Below are 22,119 nucleotides of genomic sequence, written 5' to 3'. Positions count from 1 at the left end.
TCAAATCAATAAACCAAAATCAAGTATTCACCTTATTTTCCATTAGTTTTTCAGCCACCCATTTGTTGGTAACACTTTTGGGACGAATAATTGGTTGTCCCAGACCTTGGGCCAGAATATTCTGCGCACAAAAACCTAAAACTCTCGAAACACCAAATAAAACAGTGTAATAATCGAACTGATTTAAACCATATTTATACAATAACGATCCAGAAGCTGCATCCACATTTGGCCAAGGATTAGCAACCTTTCCTCCTTTGTAGGTCTTTAAAATATCAGGAACTACAAGGAACAATTTTTCTGCTATTTGGTAACAAACATCATCTGCACAATACTGCTTTCCAAAACTCATGAACTCCTTAAATCTAGGATCGGTTACCCTCAAAACTGCATGACCATAACCAGGAATTACCTTTCCTCCATCCAAAGTATCCAACACGAATTGTTTTACCTGATTTTCATCAACATCATTGCCATACTTTTCTTTTATTTCTAATATGAATCTTAAGCATTCCTGATTGGCCAAGCCATGTAGCGGTCCTGCCAAGCCATTTAAACCAGCTGAAATCGCATAGTATAAATCAGAGAGTGCCGAATTCACAACTCTTGACGTAAAGGCACTCACATTACCACCTTCATGATCGCAATGCAAAACCAAATAGAGTCTCATCAAATTCGCAAACTCTTTACCCGAATCCGGTAGACCTAGCATCAATGCCAAGTTCGCAGCCCAATCCAATTCTGGATTTCGTTCAATCAGTTTTCCATCACAAAACCTAATTCTATAAATACCTGCTGCCAATTCGGGTAATTTGGCAATTACATTTAAAGCATCCTCTAAAGTAAATTTCCAATAATCTGACTTAGCAATGCCTTTTAAATAGTTCTTTTTGAAAATCGATTCCTGTTCCATCGATAAAATCCCCAAACTTAGCATACTCATGGGATGAGTATCCTTAGGCAGTACTCTTAACATGTCCCAGGTATATTGAGGGACACCTGATCTTTCATTCAATTCCTTTCGAAATTCCGATAAAAAATCTGGTCCAGGTAATTTTCCTGTACACAACAAAAAGAATATCTCTTCAGGAAACTTATCGGCAAGTTCCTCAACAGTATATTTACCAATATGAAGACCTGAGTAAGGATCAACAAAGGAAGTATTGCAAACCAATGCTGTTAATCCTCTCATTCCACCATACACTTGTCCTACCGTAACTTCGGAAAGAACAGTATCTCTTCCTCCTGCAAAAATCTGATCTATTTCATCCTTTAATTGAGTGAGGTTATTCTTAATTTCATTTCTTAAAATGGACATATCCAACAACTTTAAACCATAACAAAATCCAAAACAGAAGTATGCATTACTGCATTTTTAATAGATAAAGGGAGTCTCTTTAATTTACGAAAAATCAGACAGATTCGCTATTAAATAGCTCACTTGCTTGTCATCAAATAGGATATATCTACCAAAAATAAATGTCGGTAAGTTTACACTTTTACCATTTTAATAAGTGATTTGCAATTCAAGTAAATCGGATTATAAATCCTATACTCCAAACTTATGAATTACAAATTCACAGGAACCAAAGAATATAAGATGAAAAAGTATTTCTCTAAAGCATTTGCTCAAACACATTGAGCAGTATTACTCAAACACATTGAGCAGTATTACTCAAACACATTGAGCAGTATTACTCAAACACATTGAGCAGCATTACTCAAACGCCTTGAGCAGCATTACTCAAACGCCTTGAGCAGCTTGCTCAAACAACTTGGGAAGTACTCCTCAAGATATTGGATCAGTATTTCCAAAATAACTTGAGGAATATAGCACAAAACTATGCATAACAAAAAAGCATCCCTAATTGGGATGCTTTTGAATACAAGCTCTGTTTGTATATATTATTTCACTGCAACAACTAAGTATTTTGAAGCTTTCCAGAATTCTTCAGGATTTAAGATTGTAATTGCTTCAATCTCTTTATCTGTTCCTTCTAGTCTGTAAGAATCACTTGGGTGTGAAGTTACCAGGCTAACTTTTTTACCTGATACTGGAATGGTTGTAGTCTTTGTAATATCAATTTCATTAAAGTTTTCTGGATTGATTTTTTGGTTCAATTTGTTTGTTGCACCAATTCCCAATAATCCACCTTCGCTAGTAACCACTTGTTTCATTTTCAATTCCTTGATATCGCCAATCACATAGTGTGCTGTATTCAAGTCAGTAGTTTGCTCTTCAATAATTTTCGCCTTGTTTTCGTTCTCGGTGTTCAATGCTACGACTGTACCATTCAACTCAGTTACTTGTCCATTCAAGTTTTCAACTTCAACGTTCAATTGAGCAACTTGATCAGATAATGCTGCGATAGAAGCATCTTTCTCTTCAACTTGTGATTTTAAACCAGCAACTAATTTCTTTAATTTTGAGTTTTGGTACCAGCTGTTCTTCAACTTCTTGTCCAAGCTTTCGATTTTAGCTCTGTTTTCTTCCAACAACTCACGAACCAAGTTCAAATCATTTACCATTTGTTCTTTCTGTCCAACTGAAGGATTCTCATTGGCATTAACAGAAATGATCTGTTCTTTTTCCTTAATGATATTCAGGTTTGCTGCAATAACATCAAACGACTCAACAAACTCATCGATAGTAGAATCTTTCTCTTGTGCCATTACAGTCAACTGCTGATTCTGCTCACGAAGTTGTTTTAATTCTTTTTGGTTACAAGCTGTAAAAAATGGTAACACTAATAATGCAAATACTAACTTTCTCATAATTCTTAATTTTTTAAACAGGTTTACATCAATTCAAATTCACAAATACTATATGAGAATACTGTGCCGTAAATATTTTTCATGCCAAAAGAAAAATTCGAAAATCACTTAAACACTGATAATCTGACCTTTTAGCTATTTTTTATTTTTTGGCACATCAAAATATTGAAGATGGTATGCACAAAAATCTGTGGTAAAGATTCCACACTTTGTAGAAATGGATTCTACAAAAAAAGCCTGCACAAGGCAGGCTGGAGGGTGTACCTTCGAAAAACTCCGAAGGCAATCGATTATCTTTTAATTCTTATTCCATATTAAGGCAGCAGCTCCCAATACGGCAGCATTATCCTTAATTCCTGAAGGCAGAACTTGAATTTTTCCTTTATATATAGGCATTAAATTATTCTCTAGAATTTCTCTTACTGGTTCAAACAAGATATCTCCAGCTTTGGCAAGACCACCAAATAAGAAGATTGCTTTTGGACTGGTAACCGCTACCACATTCGCCAAAACCTCACCCAGCATTTGAGCAGTATATGCAAAAGTTTCGTTTGCTACAAGATCACCTCTACCAGCTGATTCTGCAACCATTTTAGCAGTTAATTCACTAAAAGGAATATCTCTAAGCTCACTATCCCCTAAATGTCTTGCCAATAATTTGTAAACAGTTCGTTTTACGCCTGTAGCCGAAACATAGGTTTCCAAGCACCCCTTTCTTCCACATCCACACTCACGTCCACTCTTGCGAACAATCATATGACCAACTTCTCCTGCAAAACCATCATGACCGTATAATAAATCTCCATTTACCACGATACCACTTCCCAATCCAGTACCAAGTGTTATTACCATGAAGTTGTTCATGTCTTTTGCTGCACCAAATACTTTTTCTCCCATTGCAGCAGCATTGGCATCATTGGTAATCATTACCGGAACATCCAAACGCTCTTTAACCAAATCAACCAAAGGAACACTTCCCTTCCACTTTAAATTCGGAGCATTTTCAATCGTGCCTGTGTAATAACTTGCATTGGGTGCACCAATTCCAACCCCAATAATATTTAAAACTCCCTCGTACTCCTTCAACTTTATCTGAACAAGCTCAAATAAATCATCAAGGTATTTATTAATATCATCATGCTTTTGTGTTGGTATACTACCTGAAACCAGACAATTCCCTTCACTATCAATACAACCAAAAACAGTATTGGTTCCTCCTATATCTATACCTAAAGCAACTTCCTTCATTTCAATACTCCTCTTCTATTAATAAATATCCTAATGTTTGTGTCCTTTTAACGCGTAATATAAAATATAAGCATAGCACAAAATTGCTACTACAAAAGAATTAGCTAGACCAAAGCTATCAGCCAACATACCCATAATCATTGGAACAACTGCTCCACCTACTATGGCAAGACACAAAATCCCTGATCCCTGACTGGTATGTTTTCCTAGTCCGTCAATTGCTAGGGTAAATATGGTTGGGAACATGATTGAGTTAAATAATCCAACCAATACAATACTCCATAGTGCAACATATCCACTTGTCATCATACTAATTAAAATTAAAGCAACAACCATAACTGAATTAAATGCCAACACTTTGGCTGCTGATATTTTTTGCATTACTGCTGAACCAATAAATCGGCCCACCATGGCACCTCCCCAAAATACGGAAACATATGTGGCTGCTTCGGCTTCACCAAATAAATGTAAGCCCTCATCACCAAAGTACATCACCAAAGCACTACCGATTGCAACTTCGGCTCCAACATATGTGAATATTCCTATTGCTCCCAGAACCAAATGGCGAAACTTCCAAGCCGATCCTTCAGCTTTTTCTTCTTCCGCATCCTGAATTTTAGGAAGCTTTACAAATGCAAAAATTACTGCAATTAAGACTAAAGCCAATGCCAAGCCTGCATAAGGCATCTGAACTGCTTCGGCCTTTCCAACATTGTCGGTTGCAGTGTTATCAAGAATTAGCCATGCACCAAAAATTGGAGCTACAGTTGTTCCCAGCGAGTTAAATCCCTGAGTAAGATTCAATCTACTTGATGCAGTTTCAGGCGTACCCAATTCTGCTACATACGGATTTGCAGCTACCTGCAATACAACAATTCCTGATGCAAGAACAAATAATGCAAACAAAAAGAATCCGTAGGATAAGAAATTGGCCGCAGGGAAAAACATTGCTGCACCAATACCTGCTATTGTTAATCCTGTTACAATTCCCATTTTGTAGCCAATCTTTCCAATGATCCAACCTGCTGGTAACGACATTAAAAAATAGGCACCAAAAAATGTAAATTGTACAAGCATTGCCTGCGTAATCGATAAATCAAATAATCCTTTTAAATGAGGGATTAGAATGTCATTCATACATGTTAAAAATCCCCACATGAAAAATAATGAAGTTAGCAATGCCAATGCACCCTTATAATTCATTCCACCTTTAGCACCGGTTTTTTCCGAGCTAATATTTGTACTTATTGATACCATATCTTATTATTTCAATCGTTTGAGTTATTGCAAGACAAATCTCTTTGATTTTCCAGTAAAGCCATTTTACTATTTTACCATTTAATTGTACTATATTTGCATCGCTACTATACTACACTACATCATAAGCTAATACATTACTATCATTGAGAAAATAAGTATCAATTGGGAATTAAACAGTCTAATTAAAACTATATTAGCAGATTTTAGTAGGATAATTGTCCATAACTGATAAAATAATACAAGCATGTCATTGGTTTTAGAAGAAATTTCGGTCAAAAGGGAACATTCATTCCGGTCAAAAATTGATGTCCTACCACACATAGAGGTACCATGGCATCACCATCCAGAATATGAGCTGATCTTTATTGAAAAAAGCCATGGAACCCTAGTGGTCGGCGATTGTATTGATCATTTCAAAGATGGTGATATGATCTTTATTGGTCCCAATACTCCCCATATCATGAAAAATGATGATTTGTTTTATAGCAAAGAATCAGAAGAAAGGGTAATTGCTTGGGTAGTTCATTTCAAAGAAGATAGCTTTGGCAAAGAATTCTTTCAATTGCCTGAAATGAGAAGAATCAAAGAAATGTTGATTAACTCATTTAAAGGAATTAGAATTGAAGGAAGTACCAAATACAAAATCATTCAACACTTAAAGAATCTTCATTCTTCGGATTACTCGCAAAGGATAATTGTACTATTACAAATCTTGCAACTTATTGCCCAATCTGAAGATTTGGAATACCTGGCATCCGATAGTTTTGTTGAATCATTTAGACAAAGCAGCAATCAAAAGCTATATAAAATATACGAATACGTTAGTGAGAACTTTCAACAAAAGATTGACCTAGATGAAGCAGCCAAAGTAGCCAACATGAGTAAAACAGCCTTTTGTAGGTTTTTTAAAAGCAAAACACAAAAAACATTCTCTGAATTTCTGAATGAGATGCGTATCAATTATGCACAAAAACTTCTTGCTGAAGGCAAGCTTACAGTAGCACAAATTGCCTATGAATGTGGATTTAACAGTCCATCTTATTTTAATAAGCAGTTTAAGGCAAATACAGGTAAAACTCCTTTGCAGAAAAAGGAAAATTCATACTAATACCCAATTAAAAAGAAATTTCGAATTATTTACGAATAGGTAATCAATTGCATAAATCAATTTTGCTCATTTACTTCCATTAAAAACTCCACTAGATTCTTCTCATGCTCCAAATTTAATTTTTTTCGAAGACGGTATCGCTTCACCTCCACACTACGAGGTGAAATATTAAGCAATGATGCAATTTCTTTTGAAGTCATATTCATGCGTAAAAGAGCACAAAAACGAAGATCGTTCGGTGTTAAATCGATATATCTCTTTCTTAAATTCTGTAGAAATGTTTCGTTGGCCTTATCAAAATTTTCATTAAACAGCTTCCAGTCTTCTTCATTGCTAATTCCCGATTGAATCAATTTATTTATTTCTTTCAATCTCTTCTTGGCTGTTGCAGCAATTACATGTATTTCTAACTTCTCTAGCTGTTCTTTAAGTTGGTTTAATAGATCATTCTTTTTAGTAACCATCATGGTATAATTGGCCAACTCTTTCGATTTATTCTCAATTTCCTCTCTTAAATGCTCATTCTTCAGTTTAATAATTTTCTCTTCATTCTCTTCCTGAAGTTTTAAATAGTACTTTCTTTTTTGCCTATCAAGTTTATAGTGATAAACCACACGAAATACTCCAATAAGACAAAAAACAAAATCCAATATATTGTTTTAGCCAATCTGGATAAATACCATGGGGGCAATATTGCGAAAGAATAGGAGGCAATTTTCGACAAACTTCCATAATTATCTGTCGCTCTCACCTTAAATGTATAATCACCATGAGGTAATTTTGAGTAGTTTACTCGATTTCGATCAGAAGGATCAGACCAGAACACATCATAACCTTCCAATTTCCATTGGTATTTTAATTTTCCAAAACGGTACACCGGAAGAGAAAATTCAAAGTTCATGTTATTTTTTACATTTGCTATCTCTCCGGAATTTTCCAAATGTAATGCTTGATGCAATTTGGAGGTTTGCGAATTACAAGAAATTTCACGTAAAATCACTTGATGATTATGTAGCGATAATGAATTATCTATTTGATGCGATGAGAAAATAGAGAAACCTGCATCCTGGCAGATCAAGTAGTCCCCCCTTCCCAAAGCTATAATATTTTCATACCCATCGAGAGTACTTCCTCTTAGCAACTGAAAAGACAAGGCATCTATACTTTCTATCTCTCCATGATTCATTAAGACACGAGCACACTTACCTTTTTTAAAAAACCAATAATTTCCACTATCAATAGAGATAATTTTATAAGCATCTTTAAAATCTTTCAGTCCGGTGTTTAACTTCTTAAATGGTGCCAGGCTTTCTTGATTATAGTCATATGAAAACAATCCCTCCTTTGTAGTAAAAACCACTTGCTGATCAACTTTAAAAACATTCACATTTGAATCATCGGGAAGCCCATTCTCTTTGGTATAGAACTCACTTTTTAATACCGAACTAAAATCTGAATTCAATTTCAGTTTATACAATCCTCTATAAGCGTGACTGGTCCAAAGATTTCCCTTATAATCAAACTCAAGAAACTCAGTTGGCTCATGATAGCTTCTTACCATATGAGACATTCTCCATTGCCCTTCACTCTTCTTATAAATAACCAAACCTATATACGTTCCCTGAATTAACATTTTTGGATTTCCTGGAACTTCTTTCAGAATCCAACCTCCCGAAACATTTGAAATGCGTTCGATGCCTTTTGCAGAAATTAGAAATGTTCCATTATTGTGACCACAAAAAAGTACATCATCTACTACTTTCAAATTCCAAACCTGTCCTTGTGTATTCCTAACAAGAGTAAAGTCAGTCTTTAGTTGCAATGAATTTGTATCCCATACGGCACTATATAAACCATGATTTGTCCCCAAATACAATTTCCCATTAAATATAGCTGCACTATACACGGTACCTAACTCTCCGCTTCTATCTTGGTAGTAACGAAAAGAAGAATTCAAGTTGATAAAATCTATTCCATTATCTAAACTCAGCCATAAATTATTATACTGGTCTACCTTAATTCCAAGAATTGTATTATTCTGCAAGCCATTCCCTTTAGTGATATGACTATAAATTCTACCATTCTTATCAAGAACAACCAAGCCCTGAGTTATGGTCCCCAAAAGATAATACTCCTTATTATTTATAGAAACCGTTGCGGCTTTATTGAGTTGAAAATTCTTCAAGAATTCATCTGCATCATTTTGCCATGGGGTTATGTGTTCATCTTCGTATTTATACAGACCGCCAAGCTCAGTCCCCAAAAGAATTCCTTTTTCTCCATATGGGATAGCAATATTAATTGTTTTAGGTGCTAACTGATTTGTTCCTTTTAAGGCAACCAATGAATCTTGCTTAAATTCATATAAGCCCATATGCTGGATACTAACCAATAAACGATCCCTAATTTTAAAAAGCGAAAAGACATTAGCAGGAGTATGAATGGAGGTTATTTTTTCACCATCGTAAACAAATATTTCAGCAAATGATTGAAAATACACCTTGCCATTCCAAACACATATCCTCCAAATATCCTGATTTTTAATTCGATGCCCCTCCACTAACTCAATTAAAGAAAAATACTCAAGCTGTCCTTTTTTGTTTTTCTCCCAATACCCAAACTCTTCATGCGCTCCAACATAAACTCGTCCGGCAGTATCTACTGCAACAGATCTGACAATTTGCTCTGCGGGTAAAGGATATAACTTCCAGCTTGCACCATCATACTCTAACAATCCATCTGAATTGGCAAAATACATTACTCCATTAACTCCTTGGCAAACATCCCAATTCTGATTGGCTCCGTGATATTCTAATTTGGAGAAATTCTTCACAAAAGGCATAAGCAATTGCTTGGTTCTTGCCTGCCCAATGTGTACACAAAAAAAACTTGTAAAAAATAGTAATGATATAATAATTTGATGAGTGCGAATTTTCATATACATATGCTTAAGTTGGAGAACTAAGAGTAACTCATGTGTTTTTTCATTATCACTTTTAATATTGATATATCTTTCTTCGTAAACTGAATATCCAGTTTCTCCTTTTTATCACTGTCAAATATACTCTGAAAAGGTTTTCAATCGCAAAAATACACTACAACATTACCACAACACTAATGATTTCAAATGCTTTTTTTAAAATCCGTCCCAACACTCAACAATACTGATTAACTAACACTTAACAACCACAACATACCCCACTTAAAAGTTGTTTGGCTCAAGTTTGGGTCTTTTTTTTTTTCACCTTCTATTCCTCCAATATTTGTTGCGGTAAAAACAAAGAAACGAATCGAATTAACCCATTATTCATTTCAACTAAAATTTTTCATTTATGCAAACCTTACCGCAAACCCGTTTATTAATAGCAAGTCTTTTTACAGCTTCTATTTTATTATTCTCGTCTTGCTCGGAGCATGACATCACAGAAGAAAGTGAAACAGGAACATTACAAATTACTCCTCAAATTTCTATAGATGTTATTCCAGAATCTAATGCTACAAAAGCTAGTACTGTGTATGGAATGGAAACCAATGATTTTGGAGTCTTTATTACAGGTACTGACTACAACAACAGCTCGTATAAACTAGGAACTTTTCCTGCTGAAGGAATTTTAATGCCAGCGGGAGAGAACTTTAATCTTAACATTGACTCTGGTTGGATTGGTGTAATCGATGGAGAAGGAAACTCGGACTACAGAGGTGCCGGATGGGATACTCCCTTCTATAAAGGTGTTTACAATCCTTTCTCAGTTACACAAAACAGTGTAACAACTCTATCTTTTGCTATTCTTCAGACAACTGTATTGATTGACATTGATTTTATTCAATCAGGTGATGCCGGAATTCCTGCAGGTTATGAAACAATTGAAGCTGAAGTAACAGCATCATGGGCTGACAAACACTTGAAATATACTCCAGCAGAAACCCGTACAGGACATTTTATTGCTGATCTGAAAATGACAACTCCTCCGGCAACTACCATCGCGGATTATGGAACTGACACTTACACAGTAGTTGTCAATTTGGTTGATGCAGAAGGCGTACTACCTACGATCAATAAAACCTTTACAACAGCTGAACTGACAGCCAATCACAAATACACTTTCGAAATTAAAATGGATATAACAAAAACCAAGTTAGATGTAAATGTGATTGATGTGGCTGCTCAAGTTGAAAGCCCAATTACCTTATACATTTAAAACAAAAACGAATCAGTAAGAGTATAACCAAACTATAATAACAATTCCTAATGAAAAAAAATCTTCTCATTATCCTTATGACGCTTTTTTCTAGCGCCATTTGGGCACAAAATCTTACAGTAACAGGAAAAGTAACATCCCAAGATTATGAAATGGGAATACCTGGTGTAAGTATTGTCGTAAAAGGTACTACAACAGGAACAACAACCGATATTGATGGAAACTATACCATTTCTGTTGCTCCTAATGCAAACTTAATTTTCAGCTTCGTTGGTATGATCAGCAAAGAGGTTGCTGTAAACAACCAGACCAAGCTAGACGTGATATTGGAAGCTTCAACAACAGGACTCGAAGAAGTCATGGTTGTTGGTTACGGGGTACAGACCAAAAAGGACATCACCGGATCTATCGTTGGAATAAAAGGAGATGAACTAAAAAACGTTAGCTCTCTTTCACCTATGCAATCGATACAGGGGAAATTAGCCGGGGTACAGATTGTCAACTCAAGCGCTCCTGGTTCAGCTCCAATGGTTCGTATTCGAGGAATTGGTAGTATGAAGGCCGGGGTAGATCCACTATACGTGGTTGACGGAATTGTAACCGGTGATGTGCGAAACATTAATCAAGAAGACATTGTTTCAGTAGATATTCTTAAAGATGCTTCTTCGGCTGCTATTTATGGTGTAAGAGCCGCAAATGGTGTAATTCTTATCACTACAAAATCTGGTTCTAAAGGTAAAATGGAAGTGAACTTTAGCTCTAAAGTTGGGGTACACAAAATCATTAACGAAGTTGAAATGGCTGACAGCAAACTGTTCGCGAAATATTCAAACGAAGCTGCAGCTTACGACAACCAGGAAGCTCCTTACGATTTGTCGAAAATCAAATACAACACAAACTGGTTGGATGCCATCACTCGCGAGGCATTCACTCAAGAGCACAACCTGTCGGTTAACGGAGGAGGTGAAAAAAACACTTACTTCTTCTCTTTAGGATATATGGAGGATCAGGGAATCCTGAAAACCAATGATTACAGCAGGCTCTCAATACGATTGAATAATACTTACCAGGTTACCGATAAAATCAAACTGGGAAACAACCTTAGCATTAGCCGATACAAATCAAACAATGCTCCTTTTGGAACATTTACCGATGCTTATCGTCAGTCTCCAACAGTTCCTGTTAAAGATGAAAATGGTGACTTTGGATACACAATCAAAAACAATGTAGCCAATCCGGCAGCCACACTGCATTACAACAATAGTCGCAACTGGGGAACCCGTATTCAAGGATCCTTATTTGCAGAACTGGAACTAATGAAAAACTTAAGCTTCAAATCAACATTTAGTGTTGATGCATCTTACTCTAAGGATAGAAGCTATACTCCTAAATACGAAGTATCTCCTAACCAAAAAAGTGAGCATTCATCACTTTCTGCTGGTCGAGGCGAATATTCAACCTGGATTTGGGATAATATCCTTACCTATGAATTCAAATTGGGTGACAAGCACGATTTTAAACTGATGGCAGGAACCACTGCAGAAAAAACCGAGACCAGTTGGTTAGGTGGATCTAGACAAGATGTTCCGGAACAAACTCAATACTGGTACCTGGATGCAGGAGATGTTACCTCTGCAACCAACGGAAACGGAGGTGATAAGTATACCCGAAACTCATACATTGGTCGTTTCAACTATGCCTATGACAATAAATATTTACTGACGGCTACTATGCGTCGTGATGGTTCTTCAAAAATCTCTAAAAAGCAACGTTGGGGAAATTCTCCTTCTGTAGGTTTAGGTTGGAGAATTTCAGAAGAGAATTTCATGCAGGACATTAACTGGTTGGATAATTTAAAGCTAAGAGCCAGCTGGGGTAGACTTGGAAATGACAACATTGGATCCAATGCATTTCTTTACACAATGGCTACCAAGCAGTATGTTTTCGGATCAAATCAGACCGTAGTTAATGGTACCACCATAGAAGGAATCAAAGACCTTGGATTAAAATGGGAGGTTACCACTGAATATGACCTTGGATTGGAGTTCTCATTCTTCAATAAGATTACTGGCGAGTTGGATTACTACAACAAATTAACTTCGGATGCTTTAATCGATGCTCCTTTGGATCAGATTTTCGGAGCTAACAGCTACTTGACTAATATGGCTGACATTCGTAACGAAGGTTTCGAATTATCAGTAAACTGGAGAGAAAAAGTAAATGAAGATCTTACCTTCACTTTTGGTGTAAACCTTACACACAACAAAAATACAATTGAAAATGTTGCCAGCGGACTTCCTATTGTTGCTGGAGGCTTAGGAAACGGACAGGTAACAACCAGAACCGAAGAAGGTGAAGAAATCGGTAGCTTCTGGGTGTACCAAACCGATGGAATATTCCAGTCACAAAGCGATGTTGATTCATACGTAAACAAAGATGGTGGTAAAATTCAACCTGATGCAAAACCAGGAGATTTCCGATACAGAGACACTAATAACGATGGAGTTTTAAATGATGATGACCGTGTTTACATGGGATCATATCAGCCTAAACTATATTATGGTTTCAATGCTGGAATCAACTATAAGAACTTTGATTTCCAAATCGACTTCTATGGAAATTCAGGTAACAAGGTTTACAATGGTAAAAAAGCCCAAAGGTGGGGGAACGAAAATATAGAAGCATCCTTGGCTGACAGATGGACTGTTGATAATCCAACCAACACAACTCCGCGAGCTTCCAATGGGGTTCCTATTGCCTCATCTTACTATGTTGAGTCTGGTTCATATTTCAAAATCAACAATATCACACTAGGTTACACCTTACCTAAATCATGGGTTAACTCGGTAGGAATTAAAAACGCGAGATGTTACATGAGTGCAACAAATCCGGTTATCTGGCAAAAATACAGTGGTTACACACCTGAATTGCCGGGAGGAGCTCTTGATGCTGGTATCGAGCTAAATGCTTATCCAACTGCAGCTACTTACCTGTTTGGAGTTAATGTTACTTTTTAATGCTACACAAAGGTCAAACCATTGAAAAACGAAAAAAAATGAACAACAAAATTTTAGATATAACTATTGCATGCCTACTGAGCATTTTGTTACTAATGACCGCAGCATGCAGCGATGAATTTCTTGAGGTAGATCCACAGGTGAATCAAACTCCTGAAGATTATTTCTCAAGCTCTGAAAATACAGCTACAGAACTTGTAAATGCAGTATACAGCAATTTACAAAATTGGGACCAACACACATTTTCGTGGATTGGAGTATCAAGCATTACTTCTGATGATGCCGATAAAGGGAGTGATCCAGGCGATACTGGTGCAGACAAACTTGAATTGGACGATTTTAATTTCACAGCTTCCAGTATCTCATTTAATGAAATTTGGGGAGCCAATTATAGAGGAATCTCTTTTGCAAACCAAGCGCTTAATGTAATTCCAAATCTGGAAATCGATGAAAGCTTAAGAAATCGTCTGGAAGGGGAAGTAAGATTTTTAAGAGCCTATTACTATTGGACTTTGGTTAAATGTTTTGGTGGTGTTCCGAAGATTGACAAATTACCTGATGCTGGCAATCCTGAGGATCTTGCCAATGGAAGAACCAGAGCAAGCAAAGAAGAAATTTATGAGCTGATTATTTCCGATTTGCAATTTGGAGTAACACATCTTCAGGAAAGAAGCCAAATGAGTATGGACGATTTAGGACGTGCTACCAAAGGAGCTTCAAAAACCTTCCTTGCAAAAGTGTACATGTATCAAAAAAACTGGAGTGAAGCATTACGCTTAACCAATGAAGTGATGCAATCAGGAGAATATGCTTTGGTAAGCGATTATGCAACCATCTGGAGAGAGTCTGGCGAAAACAGTTCAGAGTCGATTTTTGAAGTGCAAGCTTCTGGTACAACCCCAAACAAAGGAATTCAGGGCTATGCAGTATGTCAGGGTGTTCGAGGTCAACTTGGATGGGGATTCAACACTCCTTCTGAATCATTGGAAAAAGCGTATGAAAACGGTGATCCTAGAAAAGAAGCGACCATTATTTTCCCTGGTGAAACCATGTGGGATGGAGTTGTTATCAATTCTGATACGCCAAACCCTCGTTACAATGAAAAAGCTTACTTCAGTAAAACTCAGGAAACATTCAATGGGAATGATTGGGAAACCAGTAAAAACCTTCGAATTTTCCGCTACGCCGAAGTTCTTCTAATTAATGCTGAAGCCGCTAACGAATTGGGACAAGCAAGTCAGGCTTTACAGTCTTTGAACAAAGTTCGTTCAAGAGTGGGATTACCTAATGCAACTGGTGATGATCTAAAAAATAAAATCTGGCACGAGCGAAGAGTGGAATTAGGGATGGAACACGATCGTTTCTTCGATTTGGTTCGCCAAGGAAGAGCTGGTGAAGTCCTACGTGCCCACGGTAAAAACTTTGTAGATGGGAAACACGAAGTGTTCCCAATTCCTCAACGTCAGATAGAATTAAGTGAAGGAATGCTAAAGCAAAACAACGGTTACTAAATTTTATGGTCAAATTCTGTGGGAGCCTTTAAGCTCCCGCAGACAACTATCTATTAAAACAAATAAGCAATGTCACATTTAATAAAAATATATCTATCTCTCTCACTTTGCCTGATCATTGGTTGTTCGAGCAGTAGCTCAGATGAAATTGTTCCTGAAAAAGAAGTTGAACCAGAAGCAAAACTTACCGATGCCGAACTTATCGACATCGTTCAAGAGAAAACCTTTGCCTACTTCTGGGATTTCGGACATCCAGTTTCAGGATTGGCTCGTGAGCGTAGTAACGAGAAACCTGACACGGTGACAACTGGAGGAAGCGGCTTCGGCATCATGGCCATTGTTGCTGGTGTGGAACGCAACTATATCACTCGTCAGCAAGCTGTAGATCGCCTAATCAAAATGACAGACTTCCTGGAGAATAAAACGACTCGTTATCATGGAGCATGGTCTCATTGGCTAAGTGGTACAACAGGAAAGACAATCCCATTCTCTCCAAGAGATAATGGTGCTGACATTGTAGAAACAGCCTTTCTGGTACAGGGAATGCTAACTGCCAGAGAATATTTTGATGCAGAAACAGAAAAGGAACAAAAGCTTAGAGCGACCATTACCCGATTGTGGGAAGAAGTTGAGTGGGATTGGTTTGCCCAATCGGGAGAATACTTGCTATGGCATTGGTCTCCTAACTATCATTTTGAAATGAACCTGCCTTTGCGTTCATTTAATGAAACTCACATTGCTTATATTCTAGCTTTAGCATCACCTACTCATCCAATAGACAAAAGTGTTTACGAAAAAGGATGGGTTGGAAACAACTACCTTAGAGAATTAGATCCAACAAAACGTAATGATTATGGAGGACCTTTATTCTTTACACATTATTCATATTTGGGATTAACTCCTCACATCACGGATCAACACATGTCATTAGCCGGCTATTCATCTTATTTTGACAGAAATAAAAAGCAGACACTTTTGAACCGTCAGTGGTGTATCAGTAATCACAACACTTACAGTTATTATGGAGAGAATTGCTGGGGATTAACCGCAAGTGACACTCCGGGTGGTTATATGGCACATGCTCCAAATAATGATAATGGAACCATCACCCCTACTGCAGCCATCTCGTCTATTGTTTATACACCTGAATATACTCTGGATGCCATGAGGTTCTTCTATGAAAAAATGGATGAATACAATCTTTTTGGTCAGTATGGTTTCAAAGACGCATTCAACATTAGTAAAGGATGGGTGGCCAAATCACACCTGGCCATTGATCAGGGACCAATTGTTGTAATGATAGAAAATTACCGTTCCGGTATCATATGGGATACTTTTATGAAAACCCCTGAAATAAGTATAGCCTTGGATAAAGCAGGCCTTAGCCTAACAAAATAACACAATTCAATTAGTTAGTATATTCCTTAGGACAAGAGCTTAATGCTCTTGTCCAGGGATTCCCTAACCCAATTCAAAACCTAAAATTTTGACTTATGATTTTAAAAACGAGACAATTAAGCTTAATTATTGCAATATTTTCCACATTTACAATAGCATGCAGTTCTTCTAATGAAGAGGAAATAATTGAACCTGTTGAACCTTGTGCAGACATAGTAAAAGACGAGAGTATTATTTCTGATTTCGAATGTCAGCAAAACTTTTTTATAGGTGCAGATGCAACAAAGGAGACTCAGGCTCCTGCTATTGACAACACCAACAAATCTGGCATCAACAATTCTGATAAGGTTGGTAAATTCATAGATGATGGAAGCCAGGCATGGGACAACCTCTTAGTAGACTTTGGTACTGCATACAACCTTACAGAACGAAGCCAACTTAAAATAAAAGTTTTTGCTCCCAAAGCAGGAAACCTGATTGCCAAATTGGAAGGCGGTAGTTCAGCGGTAGAACAAGACTTTCAGATTGAAAAAATCAATGAGTGGGTAGAGTGTTCCTTTAACTTTAGAGAAGCCATTGACATGGGCAACACCAAACTGGTTCTTTTCTTTAACGCAGGCTCTGATAATGGTGCTAGCGAAGAAATCTATCTAATTGATGACATTCGATTTGTTGAAAATGACTTCCCTATAGTTGTGGACCCATGTGAAGGTGTAGAAAAAGACATGAGCATCATCTCTGATTTTGAATGTCAGCACAACTATACGTTCACAGGAAAACTGGAGGCTGGAATAGACAACCTATACAAATCAGGAATCAACCAAAGCGAGAAAATTGGTGAGTTTAACGATGACGGAACAAATGCCTGGGATTTCCTTTTGGTTGACTATGGAAAAGCCATTGACCTTTCTACCAAGAACAAATTGAAACTGATGATTCACTCCGACAAGGCAGTTCAATTCCTTGCCAAACTGGAAGGTGGAACCTCTGCTGCCCATGAAATCTGGATGGATATTACCACAACCGGAGAATGGGTTGAGTATACCGTTGATTTTAGCTCTCAGGCAAATGAAAACCATAACAAAGTGGTTCTCTTCTTCAATGCAGGGAAAAATGACGGAGGTGCAACAGACAAGTATTACCTGGACAACATCCGTTGGGAATAACAAGCGAAAAACAACTTTAAAACTAAGTAAACGGGGCGGCTTGCCCCGCTTATTCAAACATGAAATAATTTATAAAACTATTAATTAAATGCGACTAAAATCTTTATTACTTCTAGTAGGATTAGTGATGAGTGGAGCCTTGACCCTTTCAGCGAAGGTCAACAAAAAACCGGCTCCCTGGGAGAGAGAGACTAAAATGGAAGCCTTTGTGGATTCTCTTTTACAAAAGATGACACTAGAGGAAAAACTGGGACAGCTTACCCTGTTCTCAAGTAGCTGGGACATAACAGGACCAATCACCAACAACAATTACGTTGAAGATGTGAAAAAAGGAAAAGTAGGTGCCATCTTTAATGCCTATAGCGCGGATTTTACCTACCGTTTGCAAAAGGAAAACATGGAGAATACCCGTTTAAGTATTCCATTGCTTTTCGGTTACGACGTGATTCACGGTCACTGGACAACCTTTCCTATCCCATTGGCTGAAGCCTGTTCATGGGATCTTGAATGGATCGAAAAAAGTGCTCGTATTGCAGCGATCGAGGCAACTTCGGAAGGTTTACACTGGACTTTTGCTCCAATGGTAGACATCGCACGTGACCCTCGTTGGGGACGAATTGCTGAAGGTGCCGGGGAAGATATCTTTCTGGGATGTGAAATAGCCAAAGCACGTGTTCACGGTTTCCAGGGCGATGACCTGAGCAAAACCAACACCATGCTGGCCTGTGCCAAGCATTATGCTGCTTATGGTGTAGCGCAGGCAGGACGCGACTATCACACTGTGGACATTTCAAACCGTGAGCTTTGGAGCACTTACATGCCTCCTTTCAAGGCCGCTGTGAATGCCGGTGTAGCCACTTTCATGACCTCTTTCAATGAGTTGGATGGAACGCCTTGTACGGGTAACGAATACCTTCTTGATGATGTATTAAGAAAAAAATGGCATTTCGACGGATTCGTTGTAACAGATTACACATCTATCATGGAAATGACTGAACATGGTAATGTGAAAGATGAAAAAGAAGCTGGTGAAGTTGCCATTAACGCTGGTGTTGATATGGATATGCAAAGTGGTATTTTCAACGACTTCCTGCCAACTTCCGTTGAAGAGGGTAAAGTTCTGACTTCTCGTATCGACGAAGCGGTTCGTCAGATCCTGAAAATGAAATATCGCCTTGGATTATTTGAAGATCCTTATAAGTACAGCGATGTAAAAAGAGCAAAGAAAACATTAATGAAACCTGAATTCATTAAGGCATCTCGTGAATTGGCAAAGAGAAGTATCGTTCTGTTGAAAAACGAAGATCAAATTCTTCCACTTAACAAGAACATCAAGAAACTGGCTCTTATTGGACCTTACGTTAAGAACAGACGTGATTTGGTAGGAACCTGGTCAGGTGCCGGAAAATGGGAAAAAGCGGTTACTGTAATGGAAGGTGTTGAAAAAGCGGTTTCCAGAAAAACTGAAATTCTTTATGCCGAAGGATGTAAACTGTTTGGTGACGATCGCAGCGGATTCGACAATGCGGTAGCTACTGCCAAGGAAGCTGATGCTGTTGTTCTGATGGTAGGTGAACCTCATGATTGGAGTGGTGAAGCTGCCAGTCGTACCGACCTTGAATTACCTGGTGTTCAACCTGAATTGGTAAAGGAAATCGTGAAAACCGGTAAACCTGTTGTGATGGTGATGATGAATGGTCGTCCTTTAACCATCGACTGGGAAGCTGCTAATGTTCCGGCAATTGTGGAAGCATGGCATCTTGGTGTTCAGGCTGGTCCTGCTGTAGCTGATGTTTTGTTCGGAGATTACAATCCTTCAGCAAAATTAACGGTTACTTTCCCAAGAAACGTGGGTCAGATTCCAATCTATTACAATATGAAGCACACGGGTCGTCCTATGGATCCTAACCAGAAGTTTACTTCCAAATATCTTGATTGTCCGAACTCTCCTCTTTATCCATTTGGTTACGGATTGAGTTATACCACATTTGACTATTCAGCTGTGGAGCTTGACAAAACAACAATGGGAGCCAACGATCAGATTATTGCCAAGGTGAAAGTAAGCAACACTGGCAAATATGACGGTGAAGAGGTTGTTCAGCTATACATCCAGGATTTGGTTGGTAGTGTAACTCGCCCTGTGAAAGAATTGAAAGGGTTCAAAAAAGTATTTATCCCGAAAGGAGAAAGTGTAGAAGTAGAATTCACCATTACTGCTGAAGATCTGGCTTTCTACAGAAAAGACATGTCCTATGGGGTGGAAAAAGGCGATTTTAAAGTATTCATTGGGACCAGCTCTCAAGAGGTACAAGAATCACAATTCACGTTAACCCAAACTGCTCCCATCGCGGAGAAATAAATATCGATAAAGGGGGGAAGCAATTCCCCCTGTTTTATTTCAAACAGAATCGTTCATGAAAAGCCCGAAGCTACAACAACTACTCACCTCCCTGATCTTACTTGCATTTCTAGGATATGGATGTCATCCCAAACAGGAAGTACTCCTCACTTCACCTAATCAAAAACTAATTGTAAGTGCAGGGCAGCACGAAGGCCAGCCCTTCTACAACCTGATCGCCAATGGCGATACACTGATCCGCAACTCGCACCTGGGTCTGATCTTTCAAAACATTCTCAAGCAAACCAACAACTACACCCTTGAAGCTGTTGAAACCAGTACAACCGACACCCTATGGGAAACGGTATGGGGAGAAGATCAATTCATTAAGGAGCAATCAAACAATGTGTGCCTGAGCTTTAGACAAACTCAGCCTCCTCATCTGCAAATGAAAATCCAGTTCCGTTTGTTTGATGATGGCCTGGGATTCCGCTATCAAATTCCTCCTCAGGAAGGAATAGACAGCCTTTTGCTTGTAGATGAAATTACAGAGTTCAACCTTACCAGTAACAATCAATCCTGGTGGACTCCGGTGGATTACGACAGCTACGAGAAAGCTTACCAAACTTCACAGCTTAGTGAAGTGGACTCGGTACAGACCCCTTTCACCATGAAAACAGACAAGGGCCAATACCTGAGCATTCATGAAGCAGGCTTAGTTGACTATGCATCCATGACTTTAAAACGCAGGGAAGACAAAACGCTCTCACTGGAGTGTAATTTGGTTCCCTGGCCCGACGGCATAAAAGTAAAAGCCAACAAAACCATGCAATCGCCTTGGCGAAGCATTCAGGTTGGTGAAAAAGCAGTAGACCTGATCAATTCACACCTCATTGTCAACCTGAATGAACCCAACAAATTAGAAAATACAAGCTGGATCAAACCCATGAAATACATGGGCATCTGGTGGGGCATGCACCTGGGCCAGCAAACCTGGTTCACAGGTCCAAAACATGGAGCCACTAACAAAAACACCAAAGAACTTATCGACTTTGCTGCGGCCAACCAGTTTGAAGGAGTATTGGTGGAAGGCTGGAATCCTGATTGGAAAAAATTTGGTGAATGGACCTATACCCAGACATATCCCGATTTTGATCTGCCACAGCTTTCTCAATATGGAAAATCGAAAAAGGTACAGATCATTGGTCATCACGAAACCTCGGGACATGTGGAAAACTATGAATCTCAACTCGATTCAGCCCTGCAATTCTACAGCAAGTACAATGTGAATAATATTAAAACCGGTTATGTGGGCCCAATCAAAAACGGGCAGTATCACCAGGGACAATGGATGGTGAACCATTACCAGAAAGTAGTGGAAAAAGCTGCCGAGCATGAGATCTGCATCATCGCACACGAGCCAGTGAAACCAACAGGATTGCGCCGTACCTATCCAAACTTTTTATCGAGAGAGGGTGCCCTGGGCCAGGAGTTCAATGCTCCATGGTCAGCGGCAAACAACAGTCCGGCACACACTACCATACTCCCTTTCACCCGATTGCTGGCCGGTCCCATGGACTTTACCCCGGGTATTTTTGGCCTAACCTACGAGAAGTATGGCATTACCGATAAAAGAGTAAATACCACGCTGGCTAAACAGCTGGCCTTGTATGTGGTAATCTACAGCCCGGTGCAAATGGCTGCCGATTTGGTAGAAAATTACAAAAATCAACCTGCTTTTCAATTCATAAAAGACGTTCCTGTGGACTGGGAAAGATCCATTGCCCTGGAGGGAGATCCTGGTGAATTCATTTCCATAGCACGAAAGGACCGACATAGCAGCGATTGGTTTTTGGGTAGCATCAGCAATGAAACCGCAAGAGAGGTATCCATTCCGCTAAGCTTTCTGGAAGCAGGTAAAAAATATCTGGCAGTAAGCTACCAGGATGGAAAAAATGCCGATTGGAAAACAAATCCTTACTCCATAAAAATATCTGAAAAAGAAGTTACAAGTAAAGATAAATTAACTGCTTGGCTAGCAGCCGGTGGAGGACTTGCAATCCACTTTATTGCAAAAGGTGAATAATACCAAATCGAAA

General features: G+C 38.4%; 14 protein-coding genes. 8 read left to right on the top strand and 6 right to left on the bottom strand.

The genetic code is table 11. The features are described from left to right. Positions 1–19 precede the first annotated feature (19 nt). The 4 genes from JCM15579_RS10670 to JCM15579_RS10655 all read right to left on the bottom strand — a co-directional run bounded on the left by JCM15579_RS10670 (position 20) and on the right by JCM15579_RS10655 (position 5,280). Positions 20–1,318, bottom strand: coding sequence for a citrate (Si)-synthase (locus JCM15579_RS10670; protein WP_054719767.1), 1,299 nt, complete (start codon positions 1,316–1,318; stop codon positions 20–22). 587 nt (positions 1,319–1,905) lie between these two features. Further along, positions 1,906–2,775 (bottom strand): Cbp1 family collagen-binding glycoprotein adhesin, encoded by an 870-nt coding sequence (locus JCM15579_RS10665; protein ID WP_054719765.1) that lies wholly within the window; start codon positions 2,773–2,775, stop codon positions 1,906–1,908. A gap of 297 nt (positions 2,776–3,072) precedes the next feature. Next, a complete protein-coding gene (locus JCM15579_RS10660) occupies positions 3,073–4,023 on the bottom strand; it encodes an ROK family protein (protein WP_054719762.1) in 951 nt (316 codons plus the stop codon). A gap of 30 nt (positions 4,024–4,053) precedes the next feature. Further along, positions 4,054–5,280, bottom strand: a complete 1,227-nt coding sequence (locus JCM15579_RS10655; RefSeq protein WP_054719759.1) for a sugar MFS transporter — start codon at positions 5,278–5,280, stop codon at positions 4,054–4,056. A gap of 247 nt (positions 5,281–5,527) precedes the next feature. Between JCM15579_RS10655 and JCM15579_RS10650 the strand changes: the two genes are divergently transcribed. After that, positions 5,528–6,391, top strand: coding sequence for an AraC family transcriptional regulator (locus tag JCM15579_RS10650; RefSeq protein ID WP_054719755.1), 864 nt, complete (start codon positions 5,528–5,530; stop codon positions 6,389–6,391). Between the two features lie 56 nt (positions 6,392–6,447). Here the strand turns inward: JCM15579_RS10650 and JCM15579_RS10645 are convergent, their stop codons facing one another. Both JCM15579_RS10645 and JCM15579_RS10640 read right to left on the bottom strand, forming a co-directional pair. Then, positions 6,448–7,005, bottom strand: coding sequence for a helix-turn-helix transcriptional regulator (locus tag JCM15579_RS10645; RefSeq protein ID WP_157471436.1), 558 nt, complete (start codon positions 7,003–7,005; stop codon positions 6,448–6,450). Beyond that, positions 6,957–9,329, bottom strand: coding sequence for a triple tyrosine motif-containing protein (locus JCM15579_RS10640; RefSeq protein ID WP_054719749.1), 2,373 nt, complete (start codon positions 9,327–9,329; stop codon positions 6,957–6,959). Before JCM15579_RS10640 ends, JCM15579_RS10645 begins: the two co-directional genes overlap by 49 nt. A 394-nt stretch (positions 9,330–9,723) precedes the next feature. On the opposite strand from JCM15579_RS10640, the gene JCM15579_RS10635 reads away from it, so the two are divergent. The 7 genes from JCM15579_RS10635 (at position 9,724) to JCM15579_RS10605 (ending at position 22,106) form a co-directional block, all read left to right on the top strand. Continuing rightward, the gene (locus tag JCM15579_RS10635; RefSeq protein WP_054719746.1) at positions 9,724–10,590 is read left to right on the top strand and encodes a hypothetical protein; all 867 of its coding nucleotides are present in this window, start codon (positions 9,724–9,726) and stop codon (positions 10,588–10,590) included. Positions 10,591–10,640: 50 nt separating this feature from the next. Further along, complete coding sequence (locus tag JCM15579_RS10630; RefSeq protein WP_054719743.1) at positions 10,641–13,607, top strand: SusC/RagA family TonB-linked outer membrane protein; 2,967 nt, start codon at positions 10,641–10,643, stop codon at positions 13,605–13,607. A gap of 38 nt (positions 13,608–13,645) precedes the next feature. Beyond that, complete coding sequence (locus JCM15579_RS10625) at positions 13,646–15,118, top strand: RagB/SusD family nutrient uptake outer membrane protein (protein WP_054719879.1); 1,473 nt, start codon at positions 13,646–13,648, stop codon at positions 15,116–15,118. Between the two features lie 69 nt (positions 15,119–15,187). Continuing rightward, complete coding sequence (locus JCM15579_RS10620; RefSeq protein WP_083464639.1) at positions 15,188–16,516, top strand: glucoamylase family protein; 1,329 nt, start codon at positions 15,188–15,190, stop codon at positions 16,514–16,516. A gap of 95 nt (positions 16,517–16,611) precedes the next feature. Then, the gene (locus tag JCM15579_RS10615) at positions 16,612–17,682 is read left to right on the top strand and encodes a hypothetical protein (protein ID WP_054719740.1); all 1,071 of its coding nucleotides are present in this window, start codon (positions 16,612–16,614) and stop codon (positions 17,680–17,682) included. 88 nt (positions 17,683–17,770) lie between these two features. After that, positions 17,771–20,041 (top strand): glycoside hydrolase family 3 N-terminal domain-containing protein, encoded by a 2,271-nt coding sequence (locus tag JCM15579_RS10610; protein WP_054719737.1) that lies wholly within the window; start codon positions 17,771–17,773, stop codon positions 20,039–20,041. Positions 20,042–20,096: 55 nt separating this feature from the next. After that, positions 20,097–22,106 carry a glycoside hydrolase family 97 protein gene (locus tag JCM15579_RS10605; protein ID WP_083464638.1) on the top strand — a complete coding sequence of 670 codons (2,010 nt, stop codon included), beginning with the start codon at positions 20,097–20,099 and terminating at the stop codon, positions 22,104–22,106. The last annotated feature ends 13 nt before the right edge of the window (positions 22,107–22,119 follow it).

This window comes from Marinifilum fragile JCM 15579 (genome assembly GCF_001310955.1).
GTDB classification, from domain to species: Bacteria; Bacteroidota; Bacteroidia; order Bacteroidales; family Marinifilaceae; genus Marinifilum; species Marinifilum fragile.
Note: the sequence above shows the minus strand (reverse complement) of the source record. Positions and strands in the feature narration are given on the sequence as shown.

Bases quoted from the DNA above. Each gene is read 5' to 3' on its own strand.
- JCM15579_RS10670 (WP_054719767.1), bottom strand. From the start codon at position 1,318: ATGTCCATTTTAAGAAATGAAATTAAGAATAACCTCACTCAATTAAAG.
- JCM15579_RS10665 (WP_054719765.1), bottom strand. From the start codon at position 2,775: ATGAGAAAGTTAGTATTTGCATTATTAGTGTTACCATTTTTTACAGCT.
- JCM15579_RS10660 (WP_054719762.1), bottom strand. From the start codon at position 4,023: ATGAAGGAAGTTGCTTTAGGTATAGATATAGGAGGAACCAATACTGTT.
- JCM15579_RS10655 (WP_054719759.1), bottom strand. From the start codon at position 5,280: ATGGTATCAATAAGTACAAATATTAGCTCGGAAAAAACCGGTGCTAAA.
- JCM15579_RS10650 (WP_054719755.1), top strand. From the start codon at position 5,528: ATGTCATTGGTTTTAGAAGAAATTTCGGTCAAAAGGGAACATTCATTC.
- JCM15579_RS10640 (WP_054719749.1), bottom strand. From the start codon at position 9,329: ATGAAAATTCGCACTCATCAAATTATTATATCATTACTATTTTTTACA.
- JCM15579_RS10635 (WP_054719746.1), top strand. From the start codon at position 9,724: ATGCAAACCTTACCGCAAACCCGTTTATTAATAGCAAGTCTTTTTACA.
- JCM15579_RS10630 (WP_054719743.1), top strand. From the start codon at position 10,641: ATGAAAAAAAATCTTCTCATTATCCTTATGACGCTTTTTTCTAGCGCC.
- JCM15579_RS10625 (WP_054719879.1), top strand. From the start codon at position 13,646: ATGAACAACAAAATTTTAGATATAACTATTGCATGCCTACTGAGCATT.
- JCM15579_RS10620 (WP_083464639.1), top strand. From the start codon at position 15,188: ATGTCACATTTAATAAAAATATATCTATCTCTCTCACTTTGCCTGATC.
- JCM15579_RS10615 (WP_054719740.1), top strand. From the start codon at position 16,612: ATGATTTTAAAAACGAGACAATTAAGCTTAATTATTGCAATATTTTCC.
- JCM15579_RS10610 (WP_054719737.1), top strand. From the start codon at position 17,771: ATGCGACTAAAATCTTTATTACTTCTAGTAGGATTAGTGATGAGTGGA.
- JCM15579_RS10605 (WP_083464638.1), top strand. From the start codon at position 20,097: ATGAAAAGCCCGAAGCTACAACAACTACTCACCTCCCTGATCTTACTT.